Origin of the sequence: Parvibaculum sp. (assembly GCF_030694575.1) — a bacterium.
Classification (GTDB): Bacteria; Pseudomonadota; Alphaproteobacteria; order Parvibaculales; family Parvibaculaceae; genus Parvibaculum.
In genome coordinates this window covers 92,849-111,661 of sequence record NZ_JAUYUS010000052.1, presented here as the reverse complement: position 1 = coordinate 111,661, position 18,813 = coordinate 92,849, and the positions used below count along the sequence as shown (strand labels likewise).

Here is an 18,813-nt window from a genome sequence, read left to right as displayed (position 1 = left end):
GGGGATAACAGGCTGATCTCCCCCAAGAGTCCATATCGACGGGGAGGTTTGGCACCTCGATGTCGGCTCATCACATCCTGGGGCTGGAGCAGGTCCCAAGGGTTCGGCTGTTCGCCGATTAAAGTGGTACGTGAGCTGGGTTTAGAACGTCGTGAGACAGTTCGGTCCCTATCTGCCGTGGGTGTAGGAAAATTGAGAGGATCTGTCCCTAGTACGAGAGGACCGGGATGGACATACCTCTGGTGGACCGGTTGTCGCGCCAGCGGCACAGCCGGGTAGCTATGTATGGACGGGATAACCGCTGAAAGCATCTAAGCGGGAAACCCACCTCAAAACCAGTTTTCCCTTGAGAGCCGTGGAAGACGACCACGTTGATAGGCCAGGTGTGGAAGTGCGGCAACGCATGGAGCTTACTGGTACTAATCGCTCGATTGGCTTGATTACTCTCATTTATCTCTGCTCATTCCGTGAGCGAGACAAGACAACGACAACAGACCAAACAACGATAATCATTCGAACCCTGACGATATGCCCTTCGCCGGCCTGGTGGTTATAGCGAGGAGCCTACACCCGATCCCATCCCGAACTCGGCCGTTAAATTCCTCAGCGCCAATGGTACTATGTCTTAAGGCATGGAAGAGTAGGTCGCTGCCAGGCCTGCCAAGCGCATATCGTTCAGTCCCTTCTTTCCGATCCGAGCCGTCTCGCGGCCATCCGCCACTCATCCTGACCCATTTGTCTCGATCGCGTGTGCGGGCGAGCAAGCGGGATCGGTCGATACGAAATTGACGCGGGGTGGAGCAGCCCGGTAGCTCGTCAGGCTCATAACCTGAAGGTCGCAGGTTCAAATCCTGCCCCCGCAACCAACGATACTTGCGATGCAAGCAACCCGGTTCCAGAAATGGAGCCGGGTTTTTTGTTGGCTGCGAAGGAGAGCATGGCGGCGAGGTCGCCTTTAAGCACGATCGTCAGTTCGCCATTTTCGGGAACGAGCGTCACTTGGTCGACGAGCGCGCGAATGGCGCCGCTTGCTTCGCTCTTGGCCTCCTTCTTCTGCAGGGCATCATGAAGCGTAGCCACGCGCTTGCGGTACAGGTGCGCCATGTTGGGGTGAAGGAGAGCGGGAGGTTCCTTGGCCTCGGCGAGGATCGCCGTCAACTCCGCCTTGCGCGTCTCGAGCGCGCCTATCTTGTCCTTGAGCTGTGCGCCCGGCACACCGTCGAAGATCGCCTGAATGGCGCGATCGATATCCCGTTCGATGCGCTCGACTTCCTTGCGTTGAGCGACCAGTGTCGTCCGGCGCTCGATGAGCTGACGATTGACCTCCCGCGTAAACTCCTCGCAGAACGTCTCGAACAGCTTCGGTTCCATCAGGTGCGTGCGCAGGCCGCTCAGGACCGATGCCTCAAGCGTTTCGACACGAATGTTCAGCCGGTTGTCGCAGGTCCCCTTGGTCCGCGCCGCGGCGCAACCGAGCAGGTTCTTCGAGATCAACGAGTAGCCACCGCCGCAGCGGCCACATCTGACAAGCCCGGAGAGAAGATACTTGGGCCGGCGTCGGTCGACGAGCGGGTTGGTGCCCGGCTCTTGTGGCCCGAGCGCCATCGTTTCCTGGCGCGCTTTGGCGTGGTCCCAGAGAGCCTGCTCGACGATCCGAAGGTCCGGCACGTCCTGGACAACCCACTCGGATTCAAGGTTGGCGCGTGAGACGCGCCTGCCGGTGTCCGGGTCCTTGATGTAGCGCTGGCGGTTCCACACCAGCCGGCCGACATAGAGTTCGTTATTGAGAATACCGGTGCCGCGTTTTGGATTGCCGTGGATGGTGCTCGGCCCCCACGCCTTGCCGAAGGGACCGGGCACGCCCTCTCGGTTCAGCACCTGGGCGATCGTTCGTGATGAGCTGCCGGCGACATAGTCGCGGAAGATACGCCGGACGATAGCGGCCTCGGACTCGTTGATCGTTCGGTCGCCGCGGACCGGCTCTCCGCTCTCGGACAAGCGCTGGACGACGTCGTAGCCGTAGCAGAGGCCGCCGCCTGATTTTCCGTTTTCGACGCGACCGCGCAGACCTCGACGTGTTTTGTCGGCAAGGTCCTTGAGATAGAGCGCACCCATCGTTCCCTTGAGTCCAATATGCAACTCGCTGACCTCGCCCTCCGAAAGAGTGACGATCCGTACGTCGGCGAAGCGCATGCGCTTGTAGAGGCCGGCGATATCTTCCTGATCGCGAGAAAGCCGGTCGAGGGATTCCGTCAGCACGGTATCGAAATGCTGACGTTGCGCGTCGGAGATCAACTCCTGAATTCCCGGACGAAGAAGTGAAGCGCCGGAGATCGCGCGATCGGAGTAGCTATCGACGACCTTCCAGCCTTGGCGCTCGGCATGAAGCCGGCAGAGCCGCAACTGATCTTCAATCGACGCATCGCGCTGATTGTCGCTGCTGTAGCGGGCGTAGAGGGCGACACGGGACATGCTCACTCCTGTCCTGATTGCTCCTTCTCTTCCTTGGGCGTAATTCTGTTCGCCGCTGATCGCAACCACTCCCGTGCTGCTTGCCGAGCAAGCAATTTCACCAGAGGGACGAACGCAAGACGGATTCTCTCAAGATCAGGGTCGACGTCCGAGTTTGCCGCATTGCCGTCGGCGGGCCGACGCCCGTCTCGATTACGCTTTGCCATCTTGCCATCCATCTGACATGGCATCCAGTGTCGGATGCGACCATCAATATCTGGCGATTGCCAGCAGGGGATCAACAAGAAGCAAAGCCACATCAAAGACTTAGAAGTAGTTGGGCCTGCTTCGTCGTAGTTGTGGCTTTGTCGGCGCGGAAAAAGATGAAATGGGCGTGGAGAAAATTCGATGGGCGATTTCGCATGCCCGGTCCGCGATGGAATGCGATCGCGTGTGCATTCCATGTGCACCGATAGAGCGCACTAAAGGATATTGTGGGCGCAAAAGTGTTAACTCCGCAATACGCGTCAACATCGGTAAGCGTCTTGGTACTTGAGAAAATGCGTCTTGTTCGTCCAGCGATGGATTTGGGAGATTTACCTTCGCCGGCTGTCGTTTAGAGGATTGCGTGTTCTCTGCGTGTGCGGTGAAGCGTCAGCAGAAGTTGCTGGTTTCTTGAGCAGGTCCGAGAGCGCGGAGATAATCAGGAATCCAGCGCCCCGACACGGGTGAATGACGGCAGATATGCCGGGGCGGCTATGCCGCACGGGCATCTGCGGGACCACTTCAGTTGGCCAAACCGAATTTGGGGTGGGTTTAGCCTTTGATTGGTGGCATTTCGGGGGGGCAGGCCACTTTTCGACGCGTGCAAGCGTGATGGTCCTGACGCCGCCCACGTTTTCAATCCTCACCGTCCCCAATCCGTTCCCCCCCCTCGCTCGATCTGTTCTTCCGATCGGCCATAACCGGCGCTTCTGCCTTTCGTGGACGGGGTGGACGTATCCCCCTTGAATGCGGTAAGCAATATGAAATTCATGATAAGGGATAGGGATGGGTATCAACGGAAAATCCTACATAGTCGGCATCTACGAGCATCCGTGCCGCGCGGCGCTGGACAAGACGCTGCCGCAACTTCACGCCGAGATCGCGAAGGGTGCGCTGGCGGACGCTGGTCTTTCAAAGGACGATGTTGACGCATATTTCTGCGCCGGCGACGCACCGGGGTTGGGCCCGATCAACATGATCGAATATATGGGCCTCAACAATGTGCGTCATATGGACAGCACGGAGACCGGCGGGTCTTCCTACATCGTCCATGTCAATCACGCAGCGCAGGCCATAGCCGCGGGGCATTGCAATGTGGCGCTGATCACGCTGGCAGGCAGGCCGGTTGCCGACGCGAAAGAAGGTAAGCCCGTCCGTTACTACAACCAGCAAGCGCCGGACTTTCCGTTCGAAATGCCCTATGGCCCCAACGTCACGAATATGTACGCCATGTGTGCGATGCGGCATATGTACGAATACGGCACCACCAGCGAGCAACTCGCATGGATCAAGGTCGCCGCATCCCATCACGCCCAGCACAATGAACATGCCAGGCTCCGCGACGTTGTGACCGTGGAGGATGTCGTCAATTCGCCGATGATTGCCGATCCGTTGCACCGGCTCGACTGTTGCGTCATTACCGACGGTGGTGGCGGCATTGTGATGGTGAGCCCGGAAGTGGCGAAGTCGCTGAAGCGTACCCGCGTCAAGGTTCTCGGTGCCGGTGAGGCGCCCAAGCATCTCGCGGCGGGCCAGGTCGATCTGACCTATTCCGGCGCGCGTTGGAGCGGACCCAAAGCGTTCGCTGAAGCCGGCGTCACGCCCGCCGATATTAAATACGCCTCCGTCTATGATTCCTTCACTATTACAGTGCTGGAAACGCTCGAAGATCTGGGTTTTTGCAAAAAAGGTGAGGGCGGGAAGTTCGTCTCGGACGGCAATCTGATTTCCGGCGTCGGCAAATTGCCCTTCAACACGGATGGCGGGGGATTGTGCAACAACCACCCGGGCAATCGCGGCGGCATGACCAAGGTTCTCGAAGCGGTTCGTCAGGTTCGCGGTGAGGCTCATCCGAAGGTTCAGGTTCGCAATTGCGATATTGCTCTCGCGCATGGAACCGGCGGGCTTCTGGGATCGCGTATGGGCAGCGCAACCGTTATTCTGGGGAACGAAGACGCATGAGCACCGAGCAGAAAAACAAGATCAATCTTGTCGTCAATTCCGAGAGCAAGCCCTACTGGGAAGGTGCCGCAAAGGGGCAACTCCTGATCCGGGCTTGCAACGCCTGCGGCAAGGTGCACCACTATCCGCGGACTATTTGTCCGCATTGCTTCTCGGAGGACACCGCGTTCGTCGAGGCTTCGGGCAACGGCGTGATCTACAGCTATTCGGTCACGAGGCAAGCCAAGCCGCCTTATGTCATCGCCTATGTTGAGCTTGATGAAGGGGTTGCAATGCTCACGAATATCGTCGATTGCGAAATCGACAAGATTCGCATCGGACAGAAAGTCAGGGTCAAATTTTCCGAGGCTGGCGACGGATACGCGCTGCCGGTGTTCACGTCCGCATGATGCGGAATTTTCATTGAACGGCATTCCGGTGGGTTTGACTTCCTGCCGGAATTCCGGCGACGGGTCGGTTGAGACAACGCACGGTTAGGGACGTAACGGCTTGATCGCAAAAAAAGCCGACCCCGAGGACCGGATTTTTCAGGGAGGATCATATGGCTTGGAATTTCGGTGACATTCTCGACAGTATTTCGGCGGTTCTGCCGCAGGATGCGCCCGCCCTTATTCATGGCGATCGGGTAATCACATGGGCAGAAACGACACGGAGGTCCAACAATCTCGGGCGCGCGCTGATCGCGCGCGGCGCCAGGCCCGGCGACAAGGTCGCGTTCTATATGCGAAACCGACCCGAATATGTCGAGACCATGGCGGCCTGCTTCAAGAGCCGTCTTGTCCATGTCAACATCAACTACCGCTACAAGGCGGACGAAGTTTTCTACATCTTCAATGACTCCGACGCGCAAACGGTCGTTTACGGTTCCGAGTTCCGGGACATCATCGTCGAACTGAAAGACCGGCTGACGAAAGTCGCCACTTTCATTGAGGTAAACGAAGACGGATCCGCCGCGCCCTTCGCGGAAAATTACGAAAAGATCGTCACCAGTGGAGATGGTGCGCCGCTCGGCATCGAGCGTTCGATAGAAGATATGCTTTTCATCTATACGGGCGGCACGACGGGCATGCCCAAAGGCGTCATGTGGCGCCACGACGACATGCGCGAAGCGCAGCTTACGACGCTTCGAGCGCTGGGTCCGATCCCGGAGACACTTCCCGCGTTGGTCGAATTTATCAAGACTTCCGGTTCGGGGCCCAAGGCGATGCCTGCCTGCCCGCTGATGCACGGCACCGGCTTGATTACGGCTATCGGCAATATGATGAGCGGCGGCTGCATCGTCACGCTGGAGAGCCCGACCCTCGACGCGCATGAACTCTGGTCGGTGGTTTCGCGCCATGGTGTCAATTCGCTGGCGATCGTCGGCGACGCTTTCGCCCGGCCGATGCTGGCGGCGCTCGACGAGGCGCCTGGCAAATACAACCTGGCCAGCGTCGTCTCGATCGTTTCTTCCGGCGTTATGTGGAGCACGGAAGTGAAGAGCGGCCTGCTCAGGCATTTGCCGAATGTCATTCTGATGGATTCCTTCGGTGCCTCGGAGGGACTCGGTTTCGGCAGTTCGATCATGACGAGCGCCGGCGAGGTCAAGACCGCCAGGTTCCAGATCGGCGGCCGGTGCCGCGTGTTCGATGAAAGCGATCAGCCGGTCGAACCCGGCAGCGGCAAGCCGGGCATCATCGCCCTGGGTGGCCCGATTCCCGTTGGCTATTACAAGGATCCGGAAAAGACCGCCAAGACCTTCAAGACCATCGCCGGGGCCCGCTATTCCATTCCCGGCGACTGGTGCGTTGTGGAAAAAGACGGCAGCCTGACATTGCTGGGACGCGGCAGCGTCTGCATCAACACGGCGGGCGAGAAGGTCTACCCGGAGGAGATCGAGGAAATTCTGAAGACGCATCCCGCCGTCGAGGATGCGCTTGTCGTCGGTGTGCCCGACCAGAAATGGGGTCAGGCGGTCACCGGCATCGTCATGCTGGCGAGCGGCGCGAAGTTCGACGAAGAGGATTTGCGCAAGCACGTCCGCTCGCATCTCGCTGGCTACAAAACGCCCAAGCGCATTCTGGTCGGCGCCGTGCCTCTTCGCGCGCCGAACGGCAAGGCCGACTACAAGGGCGTTACCGATTTCGCGAAACGCGAGCTTGGGGTTGCCTAGACGACGATTTGAGTGACAGCGCCGGAGTCGGCGCGGCATCCCAACGGGAGGACTGCATGGGACGGGTAGACGGGAAAATCGCCTTTGTGACGGGCGGCGCCAACGGCATGGGGCGTTCCCACGCCTTGCTGCTTGCGCGCGAAGGCGCAACGCTGATCGTGACCGACATGGACGAGAAGGGCGGCAACGCCGTGGTCGAGGAGATCAACGATCACGGTGGGCAGGCGCGATTTTTCAGGCACGATGTGTCGAGCGTCTCGGATTGGGAGCGGATTTCACAGCAGGCGAAGTCCACTTTCGGACGCGTCGACATCCTCGTGAACAATGCCGGTATTCTCGTTTTTTCTGCTGTGCAGGACACCTCGAATGAAGACTTCGCACGTGTTCTCGACGTCAATGTAAAAAGCGTATTCTATGGCACGAAATATATATTACCCGCGATGAAGGCGGCTGGCGGCGGTTCGATCGTCAATATTTCCTCGATCTACGGACTGATCGGTGCGCCCGCCACGGCGGCGTATCAGGCATCGAAGGGCGCCGTTCGCTTGCTGACGAAATCGACGGCTGTGGATTATGCGCCTTTCAAGATTCGCGTGAATTCCGTGCACCCCGGAATCATCCGCACGAATATGACAAAGGATATTCTCAGCGATGCGGATGTCGCCAAACAGGTCTTGAGCGCCACGCTTATTGGTCGGCCGGCCGAACCCGTCGAGGTGTCCTATGCGGTCCTGTTTTTGGCATCCGACGAGTCGTCCTACATGACAGGCTCCGAGGTTGTCGTCGACGGAGGCTACACGACCATGTGACGCATTGCGATGCGATGGACTCTGAATGCATTGAAGGTCGAAGCCGGTTTGTCGCTGGGGCGGAAAACAATCGCGTGCCGGTCTCGTGGCCGGCCAAAAGGCGAGGGAGGAAGCATTATGAGTACATCCGGCGTGAGCAACCCATTCGATCGCATTCGCCACGGTCTCGATTCATGGCTTGTCGAGGATACGTCGAGCGGGCGCTTCATGCTCGACCGCGCCATATTCACCGATCCCGAGTTGTTCGCTCTTGAGATGAAGCACATCTTCGAGCGCAACTGGGTGTTTCTCGCCCATGAAAGCCAGCTCGCCAACGAAAGCGCCTTTCTGACCCTGACAATCGGTCGTCAACCTGTGCTTCTGACCCGGAACCGGTCGGGCGAATTGAAATGCTTTATAAATGCATGCACGCATCGCGGCGCGCGGCTGTGCCGGGAAAAACGGGGCAGGCGAGCGACATTCACATGCCCGTTTCACGGCTGGACGTTCAGCAACGATGGCGCGCTGCTGAATGTCACAGACGAGGAAAATGGCGCATATCCGGAACATTTCGACCGGAGCGATCTGGGTCTCCGCGAAGTCGGACGCCTGGAATCCTACAAGGGATTCGTTTTCGCCAGCCTTTCAGAGGACGTGCCACCGCTGAGCGATTACCTTGCGGGTACGAAGACCTTCATCGATCTCATGGTGGATCAGTCGCCGGAAGGGAAGCTTGAAATCATCCGCGGGGTCGGGCGGTATACCTATCGCGGCAACTGGAAGATGCAGACCGAGAACGGTCTCGACGGGTATCACGTGCCGACCGTGCATTCCAACTACCTGTTGACCGTCGCAAACCGAATGACGGGCGGTTCAACGAACACCACCAAGAGCGCAAACGTATCCGCGTGGATGAAGACGGATCAGGGCGGTTTTTTCTCATTCGATCACGGACACGCTTTGATCTGGAACGCGTCGGCCAGTTCTGCCTCCCGGCCCAATTTTGAGTTTGTCGACCAGTACAAGCGGAAATTCGGCGAGGAGCGCTCCCGCTGGATGACCGAAACCACACGAAATCTTCTTTTGTTTCCGAATGTGTTCCTGATGGATCAGGTCAGCACACAAGTCCGTATCGTGCGTCCGATCTCGGTCGATGAAACGGAAATAACGACATATTGCATCGCGCCGGTTGGAGAAAGTGCGCGGGCGCGGGCGATGCGCATTCGACAGTATGAGGATTTCTTCAATGCCAGCGGCATGGCCACGCCCGACGATTTGACGGAGTTCAACAATTGCCAGATCGCGTATGGCCGCGATGGTGGTCGCTATAACGATTTGTCGCGCGGGGCAACGAGAAGCGTTCAAGGGTCGGGGAAGTTTGGCAAGGGGCTCAACATCGACGCGACCATGAGCAGCATCAATGTCGCCGATGAAGGACTTTTCGTCACCATGCACAAGGAGTGGATCGAGCGGATGAAACACGCGATCGCGCAGGAGCGGGCGGAAGCGTCCCTCACTCGCGAAAACGATCGTTCGAGGGCCGCAGAATGACGAGCGGCGAACGATGCTGGATTTCGGTGCAGCGGTTTCTTGGCAGGGAAGCGCTTTGCCTCGATGAGCGGAAATGGGATGATTGGCTGGCGCTTTATCGCGAGGACGCCGAATACTGGTTGCCGGCATGGGACGATGATGGGGAACTCACGGTCGATCCGCAGAGCGAAATCTCGCTGATTTACTATTCAAGCCGTGCCGGTCTGGAGGATCGCATCTACCGCATTCGATCGCGCCGGTCATCCGCGACGATGCCGCTCATGCGGACCTGCCACATGTTTACGCTGCTTTCCGTCGAGGGACGGGAAGGTGGCGTCCATGCGCGAACTTCCTGGACGGTTCAGTCGGTTCGCGAGGATCGAACCCTCGCCTACTACGGATGGGCGGAATACGATCTGGCGGAGCACGGCGATACCTGGCTTATCGCCCGGAAAAAGACCGTCGTTCTGAACGACGTCGCCGACACGATGATCGATGTCTACAACGTCTGAGGACAGCAGGACGTGAACAGCAAGCAAGCGCGACCCATTGTCGGCACGATGATCGGAGATCCGGCAGGGGTCGGTCCCGAGGTGATTGCCCGCGCCCTCGCGACTGGCCATGTGCATGAGCTGTCCATTCCCGTCCTGATCGGCAGCGCGGCGGCAATGGAGCGCGCCGTGGAAATCACCGGCGTGTCGTGCAGCGTGCGGGTGACCCGATCGATCGACGATCTGAGCGACGACCCTGCTATCGTCGACATCATCGATTCAGGCGCCTTGAAAGCGTCCGAACTGCCGCTCGCGGAGGATACGGTGCGCGGCGGGGAGGCATCGGCGCTGTGGCTCGACGAAATGAGTGCCCTTGCATCCGGCGGCGCCATCGCGGCTGGCGTCATGGGACCAATCAGCTCCGGCTCCCTCAAACTTGCCCGCAAGGTGCCGGGCATCGTCAGTCCGACACCCGGCGAAAGCTATCTTGTTCTGCTGACTGGTCCGCTCCGCGTCGCGCATCTGACCGACCATATTCCGCTCCGGCGCGTTTGCGAAATCATCAGCCCCGATCTCGTGGCGCTTGCCTTGCGGCAGATAGACGGCGCTATGCGGAACTGGGGGATCGCCCGCCCGCGGATTGTCGTCGCGGGACTCAACCCTCACGCGATGGGAGATGAAGACCGCGAAGCCATCGCGCCCGGCGTCGCGCGGGCGAGGGCGGAAGGCATAGATGCCGAAGGGCCCGTAAGTCCCGACTCCGTGTTCCGGCAATGCGTTGAAGGCCGATACGACATCGTCCTCGCGATGTATCACGATCAGGGACACATCGCGGTCAAGACATGGGGCTTTTCCGGCAATTGCGCCATCATCCTCGGGCCGTCCTACCTGCATGTGACGGTCGCGCATGGAACGGCCTATGACATTGCGGGCAAGGGCACCGCCGATCCGGCGATGATGCTGAGCGCCATGCGCACGGCGGCCTCTCTTGCCGCGGGCCGAGGATTTCCCGAGGAACGCTGACGGCCGGATACCGGATTTTATGTTCGGGAGGCGTCGAACCGGCCGGCCATCATTCGCAACGGCGTATATTCGATCACCGTTTCGTTCCGCTGGGTCACGATCCGGTTGCGGGTGCGCACCAGACCGCGCCCCCTGGATGTCGGTCGCGCCTGAAGCACTTTGCATTCCACATGAATCGTGTCGCCGACAAAGGTAGGTCCCTTGACGTTGAACTCCATGTGCAGGAAGGCGAGGCCCGTCTCCTGCATCATCGACTGGACGAGCAAACCTTCGGCCATGCAATAGACCAGCGCGCCGGGCACCACACGGCCGTTCATGGGGCCGTGGGCCTTGAGATATTCGACATCGGTGAAGAGCACTTCCACCATGCCTGTCGTGTTGATGAAATTGACCAGGTCGGTTTCGGTGATCGTCCGGCCGATGGTGCGGAATTCCTCGCCGACGGTGAGGTCGTTCCAGCACATGCCGAGGCCTATCTTTCGCATGCCCTCTCCTTGCAGGTAGCGGCGGCGACACGGTCCCGCCCGCGACATCCTGTGACTGAGGCCGGGAAATGCGTTCCGGTGTTTTGCTTCAGCCTGGAATTCTGACCGGCATGCTCGAGTAACCCTTGATCAGATTTGAAAAAACCCGCGTCGGTTCGCCGACCACTTCGATCGGCTTGTCGGGCCAGCGTTTCAGGATTTCCTCCCAGACGACGCGGAGCTGCATTTCCGCCAGCCGGTTGCCGACGCAGCGATGGATGCCGAAGCCGAAGGACAGGTGCTGGCGGGGGTGCTTGCGGTCAATGATGAAGCTGTTGGCGTTTTCGATTGCCTCCTCGTCCCGGTTGCCCGAGACGTACCACATGACGACTTTGTCTCCCTTCTTGATCTGCTTGCCGCCAAGCTCCGTGTCCTGAAGCGCGGTGCGGCGCATATGCGACAAGGGTGTCTGCCAACGGATGATTTCGGGGACCATGGATTCGACGAGCGATGGGTTGTCCCGCAGCTTCTTGTATTGAACCGGGTTCTCGTTCAGGGCCAGAAGGCCACCGGTGATCGAGTTGCGGGTCGTGTCATTGCCGCCGACGATCAGGAGAAGAACGTTTCCCAGATACTCCATTGGCCCCATGTTTTTCGTCGCTTCGCCCTGAGCCAGCATAGTGATGAGATCGTTTCCCGGCTCGGTCGCGTTGACGCGCTGATTCCACAACTCGGTGAAGTAGGCGGCGCAATCGCGCAATTCATTCCTGCGGGCCTTCTCGGTCTCCTCATCGCCGAAGGCGGTGCCTGCGGCGGCGACATCCGACCAGCGGGTGAGCTTGCGGCGTTCTTCCCAAGGGAAATCGAAAAGGGTAGCGAGCATCTGCGTCGTCAACTCGATTGACACGCGGTCTACCCAGTCAAAAGTCTCATTGACAGGCAGGGAATCGAGAATGTTGCCTGCGCGCTCGCGGATCGTGCCTTCAAGTTTCGCCAGATTGCCGGGCGCGACGATCGGGCTGACAACCTTGCGCTGCGCGTCGTGCTTCGGCGGGTCCATCATGATGAACATGGGCAGGAAGAAACCTTCTTCCTGATTGCGGAGGGCGACGCCGCCCAGAGTGGCTTCGGACGAATAGATGCCGTGGTTGGTGTCGACATGCATGATGTCTTTGTATTTTGTCACCGACCAGAACGAGCCGTATTCGCTTTCCTTGCAGTAATGGACCGGATCTTCGCGGCGCAACCGCTCGAAATACGGCCAGATCGCATTCGCCCTAAAGAGTTCCGGATTGCTGACATCGATTTTTTCAAGCGGGATCGCGTAGGCGTCCGCAATCGACTTGTCTCGAGCGGCAACCAGGGTTTCACTCATGACGGCGTCTCCATTGTGTTTCCAGAAGCCTGAGAAGGCGTGACATATGGGATGCTGGTTAGCCGACTCTCTCCCACCAAATCATTATAAGCATATTTCCGTGGATTGTCAGGTTGCATTCATTGGGCGGCGACGCGGTGTCGCCAACTTTCCGAACAGTCCGTCACACGCCTGTTGCCGGCCTTCCGCCACCGGCTGCCTGCGGAATGTCATGCCGGCAGGGCGACGGCGATCTCGCGCAGCTTGAACTTCTGTACCTTGCCGCTCGGTGTTCGAGGCAGTTCGCCGACGATTTCCGCCCGTTCCGGCAGGTATTGCCTCGCTACCCTGTGCTCTTCGAGGAAGGCGACCACCTCGCGCAAGCCAACCTCGCGGCCGGGCTTCGGCACGATGAACGCACATGCCCGTTCGCCCAGCCGTTCATCCGGTACGCCGACGATCGCTACATCCTGAATGTCGGGATGACGGAAGAGCAGGCCTTCGATCTCGACCACGGGGATATTCTCGCCGCCGCGGATGATGATGTCCTTGGAGCGTCCGGTCAGCCGGATATAGCCTTGGCCGTCGATCCGCGCCAGGTCGCCTGTGCCGAACCAGCCTTCCGCGTCGTGATTGTACCAGTCCGGTCTTTTGAGATAGCCAACAAAAGTCGAACAGGCGCGAGCCTTGAGCATGCCCTCCTCGCCGGCGGGCAGGGGTTTGTTCTCGCTGTCGACCACCTGGACTTCCATGCCTGGCAGCGCGCGTCCGTCAGTATTGATCGCCTTGTCGTCCGGATCGTCGAGGCATGTCGTTGTCACCAGGCCGTTCTCGGTCATGCCCCAGGCCGACACGATGTTCGCCCCGAGGATTTGCCGCGCCCGCTCGACAAGCGCGCGGGGGATGGGGGCGCCTGCCACCAGGAAGATGCGCAAACGGGATACGTCGCTCCCGTCCGCCGCCACCGTTTCGGTCAGATCGGACAGGAACGGCGTGGACGCCATGGTGAAGGTGATTCCTTCGCGGGAGATCGACGCGGAGGCGCGCTTCGGCTCCCACACATCCTGCAGAATGGCGGTCGCTCCGGCCAGAACGGGCATCGCCAGCCCGTACATGAAGCCTGTCTGGTGCGCCATCGGCGACGCCATGAACATCACGTCGTCCGCGCCGAGCCCGAGGCGCTCGGCGCAGACGAGGATATTGGAGAGCAGCGTATTCGACGTATGCATGACGCCTTTCGGTTCGCCGGTCGTGCCGGACGTATACATCAACTGCGTTACGTCGTCGGGATCGGGCCGTCGCGCCGCGAAGAGACGGCCGGCGTCGCGCCGCTGCTCCCACGGCGTATCAAGAAGGACTTTCTCAAAGCTGGTTTCGCCGTCGCCGCCGATGACGAGCACATTCCTCAGCTGCGGCAGGCCGGCCCGGATGTTGGCCACCATGGCAGGGTAATCAAAGCCGCGAAAGGTGCGCGGGATGACGAGTACCTTGCTTTCCGCAAGGCCAAGCATGAAGGACAATTCGCGCTCGCGAAAAATCGGCATCAATGGATTGGTCACGGCGTCGATCCGTACGCAAGCCAGATGCAGCGCGGTGAATTGCCACCAGTTCGGCAATTGGCAGGAAACAACATCGCCTTTCTCCACGCCGAGTTCCGCGAGGCCGACCGCGATACGTTCCACGATCTTGCCTAAATCGCGGTAGCTGAGGCGGGTGGCCTTGTTCGTCATGGAGTTGAAATCGACGACGGCCGTCTTGTCCGGCATTTTGGCGATGCAACCGTCGAGATAGTCGGCGGCGGTCTTGCCCGGCCAGAAGCCGCCGGCGTTCATCGCCTCGACACGCTTCCTGGTCAGAATTGGATCGAACATCGGTAACGCTCCCCTCGCAGGCGGGCTTGAACTCCAGGCATTACTTTGGCTGGAAATAATCCGGTCGTCCGGGGGGCCACGGGTCGCCCCAGAGCTGCTCGCCGCCATCGACCGTCAATACCTCGCCGGTAATGAACTTGGCGCCCGGCGAGGCGAGATAGGCAACAGCCTCGGCGATGTCGTGGGCGTCGCCGACATGCAGCATCGGATTTGCGCCAGGATAGGTCTTGAGACCTTCGGGTGGATATTGCGCAAAACCGCTCGTTTCGCAGACGCCCGGTGCGACGCAGTTGACGCGGATGCGATGGGGTGCCCATTCGACGGCCACCGATTTGGACAGATAGGCAACACCGGCGCGCGCCGCGCATGTGTGCGCGATGCCCGGCATTCCGCGCCATATGTCCGCGATGATGTTCACGATCGAGCCGGGGGTCTTTCTTTCGACCCACTGCCGCGCGGCGCTTTGCATCATGTACCAGGTGCCGTTGAGATTGGTGTCGATGACGGCGTTCCATCCCTTGACCTTGAAGTCGAGGGCCATTTGCGGAAACTGGCCGCCGGCATTGTTCACGAGAAGGTCGAGCGCGCCGAATTTATCCCAGACCGCTTCAATAAAACCGTCAACCTGATCCGGATCGCGTATGGTCAGGGACCGGCTGAAGACCTGCGCGCCCATGCTTTCCAGAAGTGAAACCGTCGCGGCAAGTTTTTCTTCGTTGCGCCCGCATATGGCGACGTTTGCGCCCAGTCGTGCCAAAAGACAGGCAATCGCCTTGCCGAAACCGCTGCCGCCGCCGGAAACGACGACCGTTTTCCCCGAAAAAAGATCAGCTCGATAAACCGTGGGTAGAGCCTTCAGTTCCTCATCGGAAAACCCGAATCGAGTCTTCTGAACTTCCATGCGCGTCTCCCTCGAATGTTTTCGGTCACGTGACTGTTTCGTTTTCCCTGCTTTGTGCGGGTTCTTCGATCCCGATTCCGTTGAACAGCATCAGGCACATATGATCGGCTATCGCCTGAATGGACGTTCTGCCGGGACGGTACCATTCGACCGACCAGTTGAGAGCGCCCATCAGCAGCATGCGTACGACGCCAAGATTGACGTCGCTGCTCAATGCGCCCGATTTCTGCGCCTTGGTGAAAATGTGCCGCCAGAGTTCGGCGTAGGCGTCGCGCTGCCTGATGTGATGCTGTTGCACCTCTTCGGGGACCTGTCCGAAAATGCGGATATTGGCGGATGTGTAGTCGTCATGCTTCAGAAGTGTGGTGAGATGCGCCTCTACGGCGGCGCGAATTCGGTCGCGGTGAGATGAATCCGCAGGCAGACGTTCCTGGCTCTCCTCGACGGCTTCGTGAACCCGCCTCATGCCTATGTCGAGAACTTCCTCGAGGAGTTCGTCCTTCGAACCGAAATGGTAATAGAGGCTGCCCGCCTGCATGCCTGCGGCTCTCGCGATTTCGATCAGGGTCGTCGCCGCGTAGCCTTTTTGCCGAAACATCTTGGCGGCGGCGTCCAGTATTCTCGCGCGGCTGATGTCGGATTTGCTTTGCTCGCTCGTCACAAACGCCCCCTCGCCGCCTGTTTGGCGGTGCCGATCGTAAATCTAATGTACGTTCGAAACATGTTGCGCCTCCCTCGAAAATCGAACTAGTATTAGAAAAAATGTGCCGCCATTGCTATGGCAAAGTTAAAAATGTGTCTGAAGCGGTGCAGCGAGGGAGGCGACTAACATGCGAGGACTCGATCAGAAGCCGGTCATCGTTACCGGCGGCGCAAGCGGTATCGGAAAGGCGATTGGGCTCAGGCTTGGCGAAGAGGGTGCCAGGGTCGCCATTTTCGACATGAACGAGAAGGGTGCCGAGGCCGCCGCCGCCGAAATTCGCCAGAAGGGTGGAGAGGCTTGGGCCTATAAGGTCGACATCACCGACTATGCGGCAGTGGCGCGGGCAGTCGATGCGTTCGAAAAGGCGGCCGGCCAGGTTTATGGACTGGTGAACAATGCCGGTTGGGACGAGGCGAAGCCTTTTATCCAGACAGAGCCTGATTTCTGGAAAAAGGTGATCGACATCAATCTTTACGGGCCGCTCAATCTCACTCATGTCGTTGCGCGTCGGCTTGCCGAGCAGGGTGCCGGTCGGGTCGTCAGCATTTCGTCGGATGCGGGCCGTGTGGGCTCGTCTGGCGAGGCCGTCTATTCCGCGGCCAAGGGCGGCGTCATCGCCTTCATGAAGACGATGGCGCGCGAGTTCGCCCGGAAGGGCGTCACCTTCAATACGATCTGTCCGGGGCCGACGGACACGCCGCTGCTCGCCTCCGTGGATGCGTCGGGCGGCGGACGTCTGACCGAAGCGCTCACCAAGGCGATCCCGATGCGCCGCCTGGCGCAACCGGACGATTATCCGGGCATGGTCGCATTCTTTCTGAGCGACGATGCAAGTTTCATTACCGGCCAGACGATCAGCGTCTCGGGCGGTCTCTCAATGCACGGTTGACGGGGATTTTCATGGACTACGAAGACATCCTGTATGACGAGAAAAATGGCGTCGCGACCATCACCATCAATCGTCCGAAGGTCTATAACGCGTTCCGCCCCCGCACCTGCGTCGAACTGATTGACGCTTTTCTGAAGGCGGGCTGGAGCGAGGAGATCGGTGCGATCGTGCTGACTGGCGCGGGCAACAAGGCGTTTTGCACCGGCGGCGATCAATCGGATCATGACGGTTCCTATGGCGACGGCGAGACGCGCGGAACCATCGGCATGCCGGTCGAGGAACTGCACACGGTCATTCGCGACGTGCCCAAGCCGGTGATTGCGAAGGTGCGGGGCTACGCCATCGGCGGCGGCAATGTGCTGGCGACGTTGTGCGACATGACGATTGCGGGCGAGAGCGCAATCTTCGGCCAGGTGGGCCCCAAGATGGGCTCCGTCGATCCCGGCTTCGGCACCGCCTATCTCGCCCGCGTGGTCGGGGAGAAGAAGGCGCGCGAAATCTGGTACATGTGCCGGCGTTACCCGGCGCGCGAGGCGCTGGCGATGGGTCTCGCCAATGCGGTCGTTCCCGACGACAAGCTGGATGAGGAAGTGGATGCCTGGTGCGCCGAGCTTGTCGAGCGTAGCCCGACGGCGATTGCGATTGCCAAGAAATCGTTCAACGCCGACAGCGATAATATTCGCGGCATTGGCGGTCTTGGCATGCAGGCGCTCCGCCTCTACTACAACTCGGCGGAGTCGAAAGAGGGCGTCAACGCGCTCAATGAAAAGCGCAAGCCGGAATTCCGCAAGCATATGAAATAGGTGGTATCTTGGACTTTGCCTTTACGTCCGACCAGGGAGCCATTCGAGATACCGCCGCACGATTTGCGCGCGAGCGGCTCGCGCCCGCCTACAAGGTGCGCGAAACCGCCGGAGCGATCGATCGACAGCTCGTCCGGGATATGGGCGAGCTTGGCCTCGTCGGCGCCGATTTGCCCGAAAAATTCGGGGCGCCGGGACTCGATAGCGTTACGACCGGCATTATTATCGAGGAAATATCACGCGGCGACATTAGCGTCGGTTATGTCCAGCTCCTGGGTTCGCTGATGGGATCGATCGTCGCCGCGCATGCAAGGCCTGAAGTCGCCGATGAAATCGTTCCGAAGATTTGCTCGGGCGAGGCGATCGTCGCGCTCGGTCTGACGGAGCCGCGAGGCGGCTCCGACGCAGCGCATCTGCAGACGAAAGCGCGCGCCGATGGCGACGGCTACGTCCTGTCGGGCGAGAAAACCTCGATCTCGATGGCCGAGCAGGCTGATTACATTCTTGTGCTCGCGCGCACGGATGAAAGCAATCCGGGCGCTGGCGGTGTGTCGGCTTTTCTGGTGCCGCTCGACGCGCCGGGTATCACCTGTTCGAGCTTCGATGATGTAGGTTCGAAAGCGGTCGGCCGCGGTTCGGTATTCTTCGACAATGTTAATGTGTCGTCGCGCTACATGGTCGGCCCGGAGGGCGAAGGTTTCCGGAAGGTCATGCAGGGGTTCGATTATTCCCGCGCGCTGATCGGCCTGCAATGTCTGGCTCCCGCCTTCGCATCGCTGGAAGAGACCTGGAAGTATGTGACCGAGCGCGTTGCCTTCGGCAATCCGCTGGCCAAATATCAGGGTGTCACGGAACCGCTGGCCGAAGCCCAGACGCTGCTCGAGGCGGCGCGTCTGCTTTGCTACAAGACGCTTTGGCTCCGCGACAATGATTTGCCGCATACCGCCGAAGCCGCAATGTGCAAATGGTGGGCACCCAAGACGGCTTTCCAGGTCATCCACCGTTGCCTGCTCACGCACGGACATGGCGGTTACAGCACTGATCTGCCTCATCAGCAGAGATTGCGCGACGTGATGGGGCTTCAGATCGGCGACGGCACCGAGCAAATCCAGAAGATGATCATTTCGCGCGAGAAAGTCGGCCGGGTGGCCGTGCCTTATGCGTGAG

16 protein-coding genes, 1 tRNA gene and 2 rRNA genes are annotated in these 18,813 nt (G+C 59.7%); 13 read left to right on the top strand and 6 right to left on the bottom strand.

The features are described from left to right. From Q8S60_RS08255 to Q8S60_RS08245, 3 genes are all read left to right on the top strand, one after another. Nucleotides 1-444, top strand: a 23S ribosomal RNA gene (locus Q8S60_RS08255); the annotation flags it as partial. Between the two features lie 98 nt (nucleotides 445-542). Beyond that, nucleotides 543-657: ribosomal RNA gene (rrf, locus tag Q8S60_RS08250) — 5S ribosomal RNA — on the top strand. A gap of 132 nt (nucleotides 658-789) precedes the next feature. After that, nucleotides 790-866: transfer RNA gene (locus tag Q8S60_RS08245), tRNA-Met, on the top strand. On the opposite strand, the gene Q8S60_RS08240 is transcribed toward Q8S60_RS08245, so the two are convergent. Continuing rightward, on the bottom strand, nucleotides 823-2,472 hold the full coding sequence (locus tag Q8S60_RS08240) for a recombinase family protein (RefSeq protein WP_012110667.1): 1,650 nt from the start codon (nucleotides 2,470-2,472) through the stop codon (nucleotides 823-825). The genes Q8S60_RS08245 and Q8S60_RS08240 overlap by 44 nt on opposite strands. Before the next feature lie 1,029 nt (nucleotides 2,473-3,501). Here Q8S60_RS08240 and Q8S60_RS08235 point away from each other — a divergent pair. The 7 genes from Q8S60_RS08235 (at nucleotide 3,502) to Q8S60_RS08205 (ending at nucleotide 10,661) form a co-directional block, all read left to right on the top strand. Beyond that, the gene (locus tag Q8S60_RS08235) at nucleotides 3,502-4,677 is read left to right on the top strand and encodes a thiolase domain-containing protein (protein ID WP_012110669.1); all 1,176 of its coding nucleotides are present in this window, start codon (nucleotides 3,502-3,504) and stop codon (nucleotides 4,675-4,677) included. Then, the gene (locus Q8S60_RS08230) at nucleotides 4,674-5,066 is read left to right on the top strand and encodes a Zn-ribbon domain-containing OB-fold protein (protein ID WP_012110670.1); all 393 of its coding nucleotides are present in this window, start codon (nucleotides 4,674-4,676) and stop codon (nucleotides 5,064-5,066) included. Before Q8S60_RS08235 ends, Q8S60_RS08230 begins: the two co-directional genes overlap by 4 nt. Before the next feature lie 152 nt (nucleotides 5,067-5,218). Then, on the top strand, nucleotides 5,219-6,829 hold the full coding sequence (locus Q8S60_RS08225) for an acyl-CoA synthetase (RefSeq protein WP_012110671.1): 1,611 nt from the start codon (nucleotides 5,219-5,221) through the stop codon (nucleotides 6,827-6,829). Between the two features lie 56 nt (nucleotides 6,830-6,885). Next, nucleotides 6,886-7,638 (top strand): glucose 1-dehydrogenase, encoded by a 753-nt coding sequence (locus Q8S60_RS08220; RefSeq protein WP_012110672.1) that lies wholly within the window; start codon nucleotides 6,886-6,888, stop codon nucleotides 7,636-7,638. A 117-nt stretch (nucleotides 7,639-7,755) separates the two neighbouring features. Further along, nucleotides 7,756-9,168 carry a Rieske 2Fe-2S domain-containing protein gene (locus tag Q8S60_RS08215; protein WP_012110673.1) on the top strand — a complete coding sequence of 471 codons (1,413 nt, stop codon included), beginning with the start codon at nucleotides 7,756-7,758 and terminating at the stop codon, nucleotides 9,166-9,168. Continuing rightward, nucleotides 9,165-9,659, top strand: coding sequence for an aromatic-ring-hydroxylating dioxygenase subunit beta (locus Q8S60_RS08210; protein ID WP_012110674.1), 495 nt, complete (start codon nucleotides 9,165-9,167; stop codon nucleotides 9,657-9,659). Before Q8S60_RS08215 ends, Q8S60_RS08210 begins: the two co-directional genes overlap by 4 nt. Nucleotides 9,660-9,671: 12 nt before the next feature. Beyond that, a complete protein-coding gene (locus tag Q8S60_RS08205; RefSeq protein WP_012110675.1) occupies nucleotides 9,672-10,661 on the top strand; it encodes a PdxA family protein in 990 nt (329 codons plus the stop codon). A 17-nt stretch (nucleotides 10,662-10,678) separates the two neighbouring features. Here the strand turns inward: Q8S60_RS08205 and Q8S60_RS08200 are convergent, their stop codons facing one another. From Q8S60_RS08200 to Q8S60_RS08180, 5 genes are all read right to left on the bottom strand, one after another. Then, a complete protein-coding gene (locus Q8S60_RS08200) occupies nucleotides 10,679-11,146 on the bottom strand; it encodes a MaoC family dehydratase N-terminal domain-containing protein (protein ID WP_012110676.1) in 468 nt (155 codons plus the stop codon). Nucleotides 11,147-11,234: 88 nt separating this feature from the next. Next, nucleotides 11,235-12,500, bottom strand: a complete 1,266-nt coding sequence (locus tag Q8S60_RS08195) for a cytochrome P450 (RefSeq protein ID WP_012110677.1) — start codon at nucleotides 12,498-12,500, stop codon at nucleotides 11,235-11,237. Nucleotides 12,501-12,709: 209 nt separating this feature from the next. Next, the gene (aliA, locus tag Q8S60_RS08190) at nucleotides 12,710-14,350 is read right to left on the bottom strand and encodes a cyclohexanecarboxylate-CoA ligase (RefSeq protein ID WP_012110678.1); all 1,641 of its coding nucleotides are present in this window, start codon (nucleotides 14,348-14,350) and stop codon (nucleotides 12,710-12,712) included. A 40-nt stretch (nucleotides 14,351-14,390) separates the two neighbouring features. Next, entirely contained in the window at nucleotides 14,391-15,251 is an 861-nt protein-coding gene (locus tag Q8S60_RS08185) for an SDR family oxidoreductase (protein WP_012110679.1), read from the bottom strand. Between the two features lie 25 nt (nucleotides 15,252-15,276). After that, nucleotides 15,277-15,912, bottom strand: a complete 636-nt coding sequence (locus Q8S60_RS08180) for a TetR/AcrR family transcriptional regulator (protein ID WP_012110680.1) — start codon at nucleotides 15,910-15,912, stop codon at nucleotides 15,277-15,279. A 169-nt stretch (nucleotides 15,913-16,081) separates the two neighbouring features. On the opposite strand from Q8S60_RS08180, the gene Q8S60_RS08175 reads away from it, so the two are divergent. Genes Q8S60_RS08175 through Q8S60_RS08165 form a run of 3 tightly spaced genes read left to right on the top strand, consistent with a single transcriptional unit; the run spans nucleotide 16,082 to nucleotide 18,812 of the window. Beyond that, entirely contained in the window at nucleotides 16,082-16,843 is a 762-nt protein-coding gene (locus Q8S60_RS08175; RefSeq protein WP_012110681.1) for an SDR family NAD(P)-dependent oxidoreductase, read from the top strand. 11 nt (nucleotides 16,844-16,854) lie between these two features. Beyond that, nucleotides 16,855-17,646: an enoyl-CoA hydratase-related protein gene (locus Q8S60_RS08170; RefSeq protein ID WP_012110682.1), complete on the top strand. Its 792-nt coding sequence runs from the start codon at nucleotides 16,855-16,857 to the stop codon at nucleotides 17,644-17,646. A gap of 8 nt (nucleotides 17,647-17,654) precedes the next feature. Beyond that, nucleotides 17,655-18,812: an acyl-CoA dehydrogenase family protein gene (locus tag Q8S60_RS08165; RefSeq protein WP_012110683.1), complete on the top strand. Its 1,158-nt coding sequence runs from the start codon at nucleotides 17,655-17,657 to the stop codon at nucleotides 18,810-18,812. Nucleotide 18,813: the final 1 nt, after the last annotated feature.